A 14,111-nucleotide genomic window follows, 5' to 3' on the forward strand; every position below is an offset into this window, starting at 1 on the left:
TAATTAAAGGGAAACAGAAATGAAACTCATCTCTATGTTATTACATTCAGAGCATGATAACTTACATCATGATTGTATTGTCACTAAGGATTATCATTATACAAGAAAAGAGGTAATATCTTCTGTTTCCCATTTAATTGATGATTTACTTAGTCGAGGAGTTCAAAAAGGTAATAAAGTCATTGTTATATTTGAACATGATGAGTTAGGTATTTTCTTTTTGGCTGCGGCTAGTGCTATGGGGTTGCATTTATTAATGCCCTATAATTTATCATCGGCAACAATCGATGAGTGGATTAATTTTACCAATGAAGTGCAATACGATTTTGTTGTTTATCTCAAAAAAGATAAACATTTTGTTGGGAAGTTAAAAGAAAACAATATTAATGTGATTGATATTGCAGATCATAAGATCAGGGGGGGTGATGATATCGCTGAAATCCCAATGATAACTTATTCTCCACAATCTATTGCTAACTTTATTGTCCTGTTCACCAGTGGAAGTACAGGTAAACCGAAAGCCATTAGTATTTCAGAATCGTTAGTATGTCGTCGAATTTATTCGGTGACAGAGAAATTAAAGTTCACTCAAGATGCTAAAATATTCATGTCGGGTTTGTTGAATAATACAACGGGAGTGATTTTTTCTTTCGGCTCATTATTACATCAATCAACACTTTTTATACCGGAAGATAGAAATGTAGAGAGATGGCCTGATTATCTTTCTCGCAATAAAATCACTCATATTATGTTACGCCCGGAATCAATGAAATTATTCGTTAAATCGACAGCGGAACGTAATATCGATCTCTCTTGTTTACAGGTTGTTGCTTATGGTGCTGCGGCTATGCCCCCTAGCGTACTTGAAAAAGGGCGTCAATTAATTAGTTGTGAATGGGTGCAGGGATATGGGTTAAGTGAAACTTATGGTCCTTTCTGTTGGGTAGATGAGCAAGATCATCGTGATAAAAGATATCTCAATTCAATTTATTGTGTTGGTAAGATTGATAATACATTGGAAGTGGCGGTTAAACCTATTATTGGCTCGTCTGATAATATCGGAGAAATTATATTAAGAGGTGAAAGTATTATGGAAGGATATTATGATGTCCTTTCTGGAGAAATAACGCCTCCTGATGAGTGGTTTGTTACCGGTGATCTCGGTTATATAGATGAAGAGGGTTATTTAGTCTTAAAAGGACGTAAGCAAAATACTTTTATGAGTGCTAACGGACATAGAATTTATCCTGAAGAAGTTGAATCTATTTTATCCCGAATACCCAATGTGAATGTCGCTACGGTTGTTGGTTTTTCTTTCCATGAAAATGGTGTTGCTATTGATCAACCTGTTGCCTGCATGAGTGGCGAGATATCGAAGAAATCATTACCTGAAATTGAAGATATTATTTCATCATTTTTAAGTAGTAAACTCAGTCGAGAAAAATGGCCGGATTGGTTCTATGTGACTGACGAATCTTTTCCAAAAAGCCATAATGATAAAATATTGAAAGCAGAGTTAATTAAGTCAATCGATCCTAAAAAACTATTTACATTGAGGAATCAATAATGAATTATGTAGAATCACATTCAGTTATTTGTAATGCTCAGATAGAAGATGTATATCAAATTATTATTAATTCTGATAAATGGCCAGGAATGTTTGAACCTTGCCAGGAAGTAAAAATTCTCTTTAGGGATAAAGAAGGTGAAAAAATAGAAGTTAAAGCTTTAATTAACGGTATATTAATGCAATGGGAATCAAATCGTAAATTTTATCCAGAAACATACAGTATAAAATCAAAATTGAATCCGCCAATGACATTAGTTAAAGAAATGGAAACATCATGGCGCGTGATTAAAATCAATTCTCAGCAATGTGTGCTGCTGTTAGAGCATTTATATGATCTTGAGTCTGAAATAGCCGGGTTAATTGATGGTGTTGAAACAATAGAGCAGGCGCATCAATTTATCAGTAAAGCTATTGATACCAATTCAGTTAAAGAATTGAATAATATAAAAAATATCGTCGAATCAGCAGAAGGATCGGAAAAATTATTAGCAGGACATCGTACTCACTCGGTTATATGTGAAGCACCAGCACAGCAGGTTTATAATTTGGTGAAAGATGTCTCTTGTTGGACAGATATTTTTTCATTCTGTGATGGTGCAGAAGTTTTAGAGAGATCAGGTAATGAAGAATTGGTTGAAATAAAAGCAAAACAAAATAATAAAGCAGTAAGTTGGCAAACGCAGCGCTATTATTTTGATGCTATTTACCGGATTGATTATGTTATGCCTACACCGATGCCATTATTGAAAACAATGGATGGCAGATGGCAAATTATTCCTATCAATGATCAACGTTGTATTCTAACGGTACAAAGGAACTGGTCTTTATTGGAAGATGTCAGTGGTATTGTTGATGGTATTGATAATCATGACCAAGCTAATTCCTTTATTCTCTCATTTATCAATGATAATACTCGAATGGAGATGGATAGTATCAAGAGCCAGGTAGAGAGTCATAAAAAATCAAATTTATTGACTTTCACCGCAGGATATTATATCCCTCACCAATTTGATGATGTTTACAATATATTTCTAAATATCGATGACTGGAGCAAGATATTGCCGCATTGTGATTCAGTCAAAGTTATTTATAATGATAATAAACATCAAGAATTTAATATGGAAGTATCAACACCAAATGGAAATGAGACTTTCCGTAGTATACGATTCTGTGATGCGGATAATTTATTGATTGAATATTTCCAACCAGAGCCTCCTTTAGTATTAAAGTCTCATAGTGGCTCATGGAAGATATTGAGTAAAGGGAGTGGTTCGTACATTGTTTCTAGTCATGATGTTGAGTTAAATCATGAGTTATGTGCAGTTAAATTTGGTACGGAAGATAAAGTAAAACAACGAGAGATAGTAAAAAATGCTATTTCAGAAAATAGCAAGAAAATGGTTTTTGCTTGCAAAGAGTGGTTAGACGCTCGTATTTAGTAACTTAAAGGAAAATAAGATGAATAATAAAAATAAACCCAATAGAATTTCACCAGAACTTCTTGCTACTTGTGGTTATTTTATGCCAAGACTATTTTTCTTAAATTCTCAATATGCTCCCCAGGTTCATTGGGGAGATGTTGTTGCGGCATTGAGTCATTTTCAGCCGGAGAACTTAGACTTATCCTCAGAAGAATTTTGGTATGAATGGATGATTAATTGGTCAAAAGTGGGTGATAGCTATATTAGTATCGCTAACTCGGCTAAAAGTGAAGTCAGCCATGTTCGTGCTTTGAGGAGTGCCGCTGCCTGTTATCATTGGGCAGAATTTATGTATTTCAGTGATAGGAGCAGAAAGATACAGCTCAGAGAGTATATTCGTTCATGTTTTTTATCTAGTATAAAATATAGTGACTTACTAGTTGAGCATCAATATATTGTCGTTGATAAATTTCATATGCCATTTTTCCTTATATTCCCTAAAGGGTATAAAGAAGAAGAGAATCATCCTTTACCTTGTGTTATTTTATCCAATGGATTGGATTCAATGACTGAAATTGAAATATTATCTTTGGCCGAGTTTTTCTTAATGAAAAATATGGCGGTAGCTATATTTGATGGGCCAGGACAGGGAATAAATCTTGGAAACTCGCCAATAGCCATCGATATGGAGTTATATGTTGAATCAATAGTTAAATTATTAGAGGATGATGCTAGAATTAATAGTGATCTTCTCTGTTTCTTAGGAATTAGTTTTGGTGGCTATTTTGCTCTCCGCGTCGCGCAGAAAATTGGCGATAAATTTTGCTGTATCGTCAATTTATCCGGTGGGCCTGAAATAGCAGAGTTTGATAAGTTGCCAAGAAGGCTTAAAGAAGATTTCCAGTTTGCATTTATGCAAGATAATAGTCGTATGCAGTCTCTTTTTGATGAAATTAAATTGGATGTCTCTTTACCTTGTAAAACCAAGGTTTTTACTGTTCATGGTGAATTAGATGATATATTTCCGATCGATAAAGTGAAAAAGTTAGATCAATTATGGGGCGATGATCATCAGTTATTATGTTATGAATCAGAGGCTCATGTTTGCTTAAATAAAATAAACGAATATATGATACAAGTTTCAGATTGGGTTAGTGAACAATTTTGGCTTAATGGCTATAAAAAAGGCTAACTTATTTTATATTAACTGCCTATTCCATTAGATATTATTATTTTTGGCTATTATTTTGTAAGTTAATAGTGAATACAGATAGTGTGCAGGAGTCGCTGCGTATATATAGTATATGAGTATGAGTTGTATTTCCCCTCATTCGTAATGTGCTAACTGAGTTTAGAAATTAGCGATTTTGTCTAAATATTGTCTTGATTTCGCTCTTTTTATAAAGAATGGTAAATAAAATAGTTTAATGGGATAGGCGTTAATAATTAGGGTTTAAATGTTTACATTAGGTTGTGAGTAGCTATTTTATTAAAAATCATTTTTATTAATAACTATTTTTATGGTGTTTTTAGGCATGTTTGTAATATTTTATACAGATTTATCAAATTACCAAAGGTTATTGTCACTGGCGGTAAAATAATTATCAAAACTTAAATCATAAGGTTATTAGTCAATGGGAATATCAGTATTGATTTTACTTTTTTAGTAAGTGTAATAGTGTATTTGCGTAATATTACCCTTTGATATTAATAATCTGATACTAGAAATAAATTGAAGATAAATGATTTATTATTATCTTCGTTAAAAAGTTTTATTTTTTTCAACAGAAGTTAAGGTTATACCCTATGGATTTCAAGATGTATCGCGACGGCAAGGGAACGAATCCCTGGGAGCATAGATAACTATGTGACCGGGGTGAGCGAGTGCAGCCAACAAAGAGACAACTTGAAAGACAACGGGTATAAACCTATTTGGGGTATGTCTTTTAACTCCACTGCTCTTTTACTATGAGTAATAAAATCAAAACATCTTCCCAGGCATTACGAAGAGATATGTTCGGATAAAATAAGACCATACTTTCCCTGCTGAGGCATTAATAGGCAGTGTGAAAATTGACTTTAATATTTATGTTTTCTTATATCATTAATACATAGTAAGTTTACTTATGATAAGTTATCTTATTGAATGTGAATTTTATTTTTTTGTATTAATTAGCTGTATATTAAACTTTTAAATATTTGCTCTATGTTCGATGCCCGACACTTACTTCAACTTTGTTTCGGCGTAATGCATCGAACATTTACTCTTGACAGAGTTTGGTAATTATGTAAGACGGCAATAGTATTTTCGTCAATCCAGACAATTGAGGTCTATATTAAATATAGGATTTCGAATTGATGGTTTTATAGAGAAATCTCGACATTGTTCCATGATAGATAATTAAGAATAAATAGTTATACCCTATGGATTTCAAGATGTATCGCGACGGCAAAGGAGCGAATCCCTAGGGGCATAGGTAACTATGTGACCAGGGTGAGCGAGCGCAACCAACAAAGAGGCAACTTGAAAGATGACGGGTATATTGGGTAACTGATTAGTAACTCAATATTATTTATTCAGTAAAGCCTTATCCTATTTGATTTTTATTGAAAATGAGGAGTTCGGAAATGTCAAGAACCGAAAGACTTATAGTATTATTGCAATACTTGAGACAGAGAAGGTACCCTGTCAGTGGTAAATTACTCGCTAGTGATTTAAATGTGAGCTTACGTACGCTTTATCGAGATATTGCTTTACTAAACAGTCAAGGGGCAAATATAGAAGGTGAGCCAGGTTTGGGTTATATATTACGACCGGGTTTCATGTTGCCTCCTTTAATGTTTACGATGGATGAGATTGATGCTTTAGTTTTGGGCAATAAATGGGTTATTGAACAGAATGATGTTGTTTTGGCTAAGTCTGCCCATAGCTTTATATCTAAGATCGCCGCAGTATTGCCAGAAGAACAGCGTGATCAGCTATATTATTCACCAATGTTTGTAAAAACAGAAGGTTATAGCAAAGTTACAGATAATAACTTAATGTTATCTGATATCAGAAAAGCGATATACCATAAATCAAAAATAGTGATAACTTTTCTTGATTTAAATAATACACATACTGTCAAGACGGCCTGTCCACTGTCGATCTTTTTCAATAATGAATTCTTGTTAGTTTCTTGGTGTGAGTTCACTAATAGTTTTCTTAAATTACAAGTAGGAAAAATAGAAAAACTGGAAGTATTGTCTGAAAGATATATACAAGATAGAATATTATTACTAAAAAAATGGAGTGAGAAAGAAGGATTGTCTGATAATAATTTATCCTAAATAAATGATTACGGATGAGTAATTTATACGGGTGTTTATCCTATACATGTTTAATTGTTCTTTCTACTAAGTATATAGTTGCAAATATAGAGTAGATTCTGATGATTATCTGAACTTTCTGCTTTCATTTATACTGAGGGCTTAAAAAGTTTAGTGATTTTATTAGGTTTGCTAAAATTCGGTTTTGTTTGCTCAAAATTAGGGATGAGAACCCTTAAAGGATCGAGTAGACAAGAGCGATTATTAGGAAAAGCCGCCCTAGAGTGCCAATTGTGAATGGTAGGATAAATCACTTAATTTGGTAATCTGGGGCAATGAACAACATAGAGCGGGCTTGAGATTGTGGATAATAAAGTTCAAGAATTCTTTAGAGGTAAGATTTTAAATCGATTGAACAAAGATCGTGATGCCATCACGATCTTTGTTTTATCGACTTGTGAGCGTGTCTTTATGTAAGAGTGCTATCGATATTTTCCACATGATGCATTTTTCTTACATAAATAATGAAGTAGAAGAAAAGCTACCATTTCCATGCATCCGGGCTGGTGCTAGTGGGTAATACACTAATGCCAAAATTGCTAATGACAACAGCGACATAGATATCGTTACCATAACAATTTAATTGATATCTCCTTCCTTTCGCTGTCCATTGCCAATAATCACCTTTCCGACTTTCTGGATAGAATTCTTGGATAAGTGAAGCGGTCGCTGGATGTAACCCATCAACATTGAGGGTACTTGTATTCCCTGAGCTGCTCCAAATCACATCACCGATTAAATTTTCATTGGTAAGATTAACAACGAAAAAATAATGGTTATTGATTTCAAGCATTTCACCCTTTTCTTTTTCCTCAATCTCTTTCATCTCTAACTCCTGATTAGTGGATAAAATGGGTGATTATTATATAAATAACAATAGTTTCTCTGATATTTCTATTTTTATTGCTATAAATGCAATAGCCTAATTAATAATTACGCTAGGAATAGAACCACGATAAATATATTTTTATTTGATATTATTTAGGTTTGAATGACTTTTTTAATCTGATTATCACAGTATTTCATTACTATTCTAGATAATTTATTTCTTGATAATTTATTTCTTGATAATTTATTGTCTGTAAATTAATTGTATTTGTCCGAATTAATCGGAAATTATATATCATATGTTTTTATAGTAGTGTAAAAATACAGAATGTAAAGTATATCATCATGAATGTTTTGCATGAATATTAAATTAATGCAAATCGTTATTCTCGGTAAGTTTGATTAAAATGGAGATAAGTATCTGAAAAAAATCATCAGAATCTGATATATATCCTATGGATTTCAAGATGCATCGCGACGGCAAGGGAACGAATCCCCGGGAGCATAGAGAATTATGTGACCGGGGTGAGTGAGTACAGCCAACAAAGAGGCAACTTGAAAGATAACGGGTATATAACGAATTAATAACTAAAGAACTAATATGTATGAGTCGAAACTTGATCTGACATCCATTCTCGACAGTTGTCAGATCAGGTTTGAGTTCTAGTACAAGTTATTACGCCACGGAGTTTCTGCGTGTCATTCTTCTGTAATTTTCTACTCTTCCTGTCATGACATTTTCTATGCCGGATAATATTCCAGAACAGTTATGACAAGCCGGGAAGTCTTGATTTGTTGCACCAACGAGTCGTTGTGTGAATATGTAGGCTTGACTCAAATGACTCGATATATTTTCTCCCCTTTTAGCAAGTTCCGTGACCATATAATTTAAGGCTTGTACTTCCGCATGCAAGCCCGGAATACCCGCCATTTTCGGTAAAATGTTCTTGTTTTCCTTAATGTGTGCTTTGATCCTTTGTTCAATCAGTGGATGTAATGCAGTGCCTGATTCTTGATACGCTTTTTGTATACCCGCAATAAATTCTCCTTCATTAGCAACACGATAGATGCCAAGATCGATATTTGGCCTCCAATGTTTGGATGTTTGAAGTGTATCGGGGTGGTACTGTTCGAAACCGGGCTTCGCTTTTTCGCTGATAAGCTGCACCCCAGGGAAGGTGTTTTTTGCACTTAAGCTACCACTCAGGTTTAAAAATTTATCTTTATAGGTATCGTGCTCTCTGTTGGTACCATGACCCATAATACCGGCATGGGCGGCGTATCCTTTTAATTTTGCATTTGTATACTTCATATCTCTGGATTTTTTTTCTCTATCTTTTGGTTTCATAGGTTTGAGCGTTTCCTCATTTTTCTTTGTTTCTTGTAATATTTCATCGGTGCTTCTGGTGAAATATGTATATCTCTGCTCAACTCTTGGATTTTGTTTATATAAAAGTGGAGAAATATCAGGTTTGTTTTGCGGAATGGCTAGATCAAGCCAGTCCAAACTTGATAGCCCCATATTATCCGCAAGCGTAATTGGGTTATTCATCACCATACAGTAGAGATTTAAGCCATCGATAGTACCGGCCGGGTCCGCACTTAGCCATCTTCCCACCCACGGCTGATAATACCGATAGCCGTAATAGTACAGTCCGGTGGCATCCCGCTCTTTACCGGAATACCGGATCGTTTTGTAACTGGCTTCTGTCTGGTTTGTTGCAGCCCATAGCGCTGTGCCGCCAAATGGATAGTACTCTTCTTGACTGATAATTTTCCCGTCGCTATCCAGCTCAAGTTGACTGGAACCAATAAGATTGTCGTAACTGTAACGTACCTGATTATTGTTGATATTTTCCGGTTTGCCGCTTTCCCAATGCAGAATTCGTACTTGAGCGCGACCGGCTTCACCCACGGTAATGATCTCCAACTCTTCCTTCGTGGTATCACCGTTTTGTGTTGTACGTAGTTCTAATCCTGACAGGTAAACGACTCGTCGTTGCTCAAGGATATTCTGCATTTGCTGTTCACTGACTTTTAATAGCCGCATCCCATCGTTGCCATAGCGATACCACTCTATGTCGCTGTCACTGTCGGTGCGGTTATCCCGTTTTACCGGCGTCATCTGTTGTAGTTCACCGCGAGCATTCCAGTTTAAGTTTTGTCCCGGTAGTAATATCTCCTGATGACCGCCTGCCTGAAACAACGCATCCACTTTGGTTGGATCAATGGTCAAGGTACTCAGTACCGCACGGTTGCTGCGGTTAGAAACAGTTATGTCTGTGGTGTAATTGTTTTGACTCGCAGGCGAGCTGTGCCGGATTTGGGTCAGGTTGCCACTACGGTCATAGGTATAAGTACGGGTGTAGCTAGTGTAAGTGTTGTTATCGGAAGGAAGTGCTGGAGAGGGGAGCTTTTGATTCTGCTGGCTGATATTCGCCATTTCGCGCCCTGTTGCGCTAATAAGCTGATACAGGGAATCGTAGGTATAGATATTCTCTGGCATTATTTTCTGATTGCGCCAGAAGCGGGTTGCTTCTGCATCGTTACGAAGGCTGATTATGTTACCAACCGGATCATATTCATAACGTAAGTCTTGTAAAGCCTTGCTATTGTTTGAACGACGGGTAGTGATGCCAATTAGTCGCTGAGTTTCCGGCTCGTAAGTGTATTCGGTGATGACACCGTTACCGTGCTCTTCGCGTAGTTTTTGTCCTGCGGCTGAATAGGTTAGAGATTTGATAATCACCTGCTCACTTTGGCCTTTCACGGTCAGCCAACTCCCTTTCAATTGTCCGGCCACATCATAAGCAAGGCGCTGGATATTTCCTTTGGCATCGGTTTGCGTCAACATAGTGCCAGTGGCATCCGTTTTGCTTTCGGTGGTGTACACATCACTACTTAATCTCTTATCCCAGATCTCTTTATCATCCCCGAACCAATCCGCTTCTTGATCATCAGCCAGTAACTGACGGGATTGTGATAAAGCCGCTCCGGTCAGGGAAAGACGATTCAGTTGGGTCACTCCTGCGGTATCGTAGTGATGCACACACTGGCCAGCAAGATTTTGGTCTTTTTCTGCCGGTGTGTTTCCAGCCCAGATGAGGCGTTCGGTGATATGGTATGCCTCTAGCTTTGGTTCTTGTTCGGTTACGGATAATAGCCGACCGGGTAGGGCGTTGTCTTCATATTGCCGGGTTTGCTTGACACCCGTTGCAGTTATAGTCAGGACAAGACGGTGTTCAATATCATGAAGAGTGACAGTATTGCCCGCATCGACACTCTCTGTACGCAAGACGTTGCCCGTTAAATCATATTGCCAGCGAAAATTGGGTTTCACCGTATGGTCTTGCTGCCAGGCGTCATACAGGCGCGGATCAATGCTTTGGTTCAGGTACCCAAGAGCATCATATTGATGACGGGTGATACGGATGTCACTATTTTCTTCTGTGGTAGTACGGTGATAACGGATTTCACGGACATCCAGCCCTCGGTTATCGTGAACAGTGATAGTGGGAGTATGTTGATAAGTTTTGGGGGCAAAGTTATTCATAATTTACCTCTTTGTGGCGTTGAATAATTGTGGCGTTGAATAATTTTTTGTCTGCATCGCAGCGAGCGAATGCTAAGTTCAGCTTCTCCATAACGAGGATAATCTTTCTAATTGATATACCAGTGGTATGCGAGATTTCAGGAGATAAGCAGGAGTGACCTCATCCAGAAGCATATTGCTCAAAGGTGCTGCTGCAACCGGATAACAGTAACAAGTATAGGTAGAGGAGTACAAGTATTGTAGAAAACAGTGTCAGCATCTTTTGCTGTCGATCATGGCTATTTTTTCTGTCAATAGGTGAAGTTGTCAATAAAGGAGAAGTAACCTATCCTTATTTAACATACAGTTATGTATTGGCAGAGTGTTAACGGGAAGTAAAGTTATCTGTTATAAGTGTGAGTTATTTTATTGGCTAAAGAATTTTTGATGTTCGTCCATATACGAAATTTGGTGTGGTTAGTCTGGCGTCAATAATGGCACCAGATTAATCGGATGTATCAGATTATTGTGTCAGGCACATATTCCAACAACAATCACTGGCTTAAATTTCATCTTGTGTATTATGGTGGAATAAAGCTATTGTGCCTGTTATGGTACCGTAAGATGCATTCTTAATTAAATTCTTAAATTCACTGATAATATTTTTCATGGAAAATGATTTTGTTGTATGCTTTAAATAAATATATGGCTTTAATTCTAATTAAATTATATGAATTAAACTTGATAATATCTGGATTGTGTGTTTTATATTATTTTTGATGTTTTTTTACAGTGTGATTTGTCATTGAGATATTATTATGCATAAAATAAATTACCGTGATTGTTATCTGTTTTCTTTTGAATTTATTAAATAGGAAATTAATAAAAATGAGTCGTCCAGATTTTAGTTTATATGGAATTTATATTTAATCTATTACAGTGATATAAAATACCAAATTTAGTAAATAATGTAAATTATTGCATGAGTTAATATAAAGTCATGAAATGCATTATTAATTAAAACAAGGAATTAATTTGCAATCGTTATTTTTACAATGTAAATAATATTTTATTGTAATTCTTGGTGAAATTGTAAAGTAAATCAGCCAATATGGTGATTATAAATATAAATGTTATATTTTATGGATTATTAACAGGGTAAGTATATAAATTATAGTTTTATGTTTCATTTATTTTTGATTTTGTAAAAGTAAAAACTTTTAGTTTTTTATTGGAATATCATTATATATAATATTGATTATTGGCAATTCTTATTTTAGTTGTTATTGAAATATTTTATTCTTACCGGGAGTTATATACCCTATGGATTTCAAGATGCATCGCGACGACAAGGGAGTGAATTCCTGGGTGCAGAGAGAACTATGTGACCGGGATGAGCGAGTGTAGCCAACAAACTTGAAAGATAACGGATATAATGGTTGATAAAGAAATATTAACATGAATCATTAGTAATATGAGTAAAGTAATTATATGAAAGCAAATTTCTATCGTGTGTATAGAAATATGTTTTTTTATTTTAATTTTTTAGTGGGTTTTTATGTTGATAAAAAAATTGATGAGTATTAGTAATATCAGAAATTGCTTGTTTTTAGGTATTGTAAATATCGATAATATAAATTTAGATCATCAATCTGTGTCTCTTATTATATTGTGAATAATTCTGAAAATTTCTCATCATTGAATATAAATAGACCATATAATGTTTTGCCTGAAATAGTTTACTTGCTGAAAATAATAAGGCTATTTTTTTGAATTTAATGGTTTTATTTCGGGATTGTAAACTTTATCAATTAAAAAAATTGACGGAAATAAATAGGTGGCATTATTGATTACCATGCTAATTATATAAATATCGTGGAGATCTTAGTATTCTATTTGTTTTTAAAAGGTTGAATGTTGATTATATATTCATATTTTATGAATAATTCCCAATTATTATTGGGTTATTGATGCATAAATAGTGATAACTAAACTCGTTGATAAGGTTGTTGAATATAAGTTGGTTATTATATTAGCCTTTGTTAAATCATAGTTTTTATATTTTTATTTTTTATTTACAAGGAATTAACAAAACTAAATGTTAGTTTTCACAAAATTGTGACTTGTTTTTATTTGGTTAAGGAGTTGTATTCAACATGTCGTTATTTTTTCTTCGGGTTTTATTTGCCGAAGGTTGAAACAACGTGCCTATTATTTTAAGGGAGTACATACCCTTTTCTTTAATTTTTGGAGATGACTTTTGACCTCTCTTGCTTATGTTGACGCCCTTTGTGCGCTTGATCATCCTTATCGGGCCGATAGTGTTTGCGACCAACTATTTGATGCTGCCATGCGTGAGTTAACGCTGTACCACTGTGAAAATACTCCCGGTTATTCTCTATGGTTGAAGGCTAATGGTCTGGAAATAGAACGACTAGAGAAGCTGGATGATTGGTCGCGTTTGCCGCCTATTTTCGCTAATTATTTTAAACGCCAGTTGTTGCTCAGTACCACTGGTAGGAATGCATTGGAGTTGACCTCCTCTGGGACAACCGGCCAAAAGAGCCGTATGCGTTACGATGCACGTAGTATGGGTGCCGCTCAATATATGGTTGAGCGGATTTTCGAGTATTACGGTTGGAATACGCCACAGCAGCCTTGCAATTACTTGCTGCTAAGCTATGAACCTGCCGGCACGATTACTTTGGGAACCGCGTATACCGATCAATATCTGTGTCAGTATGCACCGGTAAATCAAGCTTATTATGCACTGCGCCACAATGGAAAAAGCAATGAGTTTGATCCTTTTGGCGTGATCCGATCCTTACAAGAGTTTGCAGCACAAGGGCTGCCAGTGCGCATCTTGGGCTTTCCGGCATTCTTGTGGTTCACATTGGAACGGATGCAGGAAATGGGGTTACCGCCGGTACAGTTGCATCCTGAGTCACTGGTATTTTTAGGTGGAGGTTGGAAAACCCAAGCTGATAAAGCTATTCCAAAATCCTTGCTGTATCGGCGTTTGGGGGAACAACTGGGTATTCCTGACGAGCGGTGCCGGGATGGTTACGGCTCGGTTGAACATCCGGTGCCTTATGTTGAGTGCCGAAATCACCATTTTCATGTGCCGAGTTATGCCCGAACCTATATCCGCGATACGGCTAACATGGCGGTTCAACCCTATGGTAAGCCAGGTTTTCTGCATCTGGTATCACCCTACATCACTTCCAGCCCGGCACACAGTATTGTGGTGAGCGATTTAGCGGTGCTGCATCCGGCCGCTGAATGTGGTTGTGAATTAGCTACCGATTGGTTTGAGTTACTGGGTCGTGCTGGTACCAGTAAAAGCCGCAGTTGTGCGATAGCCGCTTCTGAGTTGATAAAGGAGTCCTGA

At 36.1% G+C, this 14,111-nt stretch carries 7 protein-coding genes; 5 read left to right on the plus strand and 2 right to left on the minus strand.

The window, feature by feature from the left end; translation table 11 throughout:
* The first annotated feature begins 19 nt into the window (after positions 1–19).
* From EAE91_RS13695 to EAE91_RS13710, 4 genes are all read left to right on the plus strand, one after another.
* Positions 20–1,567: a class I adenylate-forming enzyme family protein gene (locus EAE91_RS13695; RefSeq protein ID WP_214088985.1), complete on the plus strand. Its 1,548-nt coding sequence runs from the start codon at positions 20–22 to the stop codon at positions 1,565–1,567.
* A complete protein-coding gene (locus tag EAE91_RS13700) occupies positions 1,567–3,009 on the plus strand; it encodes an SRPBCC family protein (protein ID WP_214088986.1) in 1,443 nt (480 codons plus the stop codon). Before EAE91_RS13695 ends, EAE91_RS13700 begins: the two co-directional genes overlap by 1 nt.
* 19 nt (positions 3,010–3,028) lie before the next feature.
* Positions 3,029–4,183, plus strand: a complete 1,155-nt coding sequence (locus EAE91_RS13705; RefSeq protein ID WP_214088987.1) for an alpha/beta hydrolase family protein — start codon at positions 3,029–3,031, stop codon at positions 4,181–4,183.
* A 1,436-nt stretch (positions 4,184–5,619) separates the two neighbouring features.
* A complete protein-coding gene (locus EAE91_RS13710) occupies positions 5,620–6,321 on the plus strand; it encodes a helix-turn-helix transcriptional regulator (protein ID WP_214088988.1) in 702 nt (233 codons plus the stop codon).
* Between the two features lie 520 nt (positions 6,322–6,841).
* Here the strand turns inward: EAE91_RS13710 and EAE91_RS13715 are convergent.
* Both EAE91_RS13715 and EAE91_RS13720 read right to left on the minus strand, forming a co-directional pair.
* Positions 6,842–7,186, minus strand: coding sequence for a hypothetical protein (locus EAE91_RS13715; RefSeq protein ID WP_214088989.1), 345 nt, complete (start codon positions 7,184–7,186; stop codon positions 6,842–6,844).
* Positions 7,187–7,864: 678 nt separating this feature from the next.
* Positions 7,865–10,741 (minus strand): RHS repeat-associated core domain-containing protein, encoded by a 2,877-nt coding sequence (locus EAE91_RS13720; RefSeq protein ID WP_214088990.1) that lies wholly within the window; start codon positions 10,739–10,741, stop codon positions 7,865–7,867.
* 2,239 nt (positions 10,742–12,980) lie between these two features.
* On the opposite strand from EAE91_RS13720, the gene EAE91_RS13725 reads away from it, so the two are divergent.
* Positions 12,981–14,111 carry a LuxE/PaaK family acyltransferase gene (locus EAE91_RS13725; protein ID WP_214088991.1) on the plus strand — a complete coding sequence of 377 codons (1,131 nt, stop codon included), beginning with the start codon at positions 12,981–12,983 and terminating at the stop codon, positions 14,109–14,111.

The sequence above is a fragment of the Photorhabdus noenieputensis genome (assembly GCF_018448935.1).
In the GTDB taxonomy this organism is placed as follows: Bacteria; Pseudomonadota; Gammaproteobacteria; order Enterobacterales; family Enterobacteriaceae; genus Photorhabdus; species Photorhabdus noenieputensis.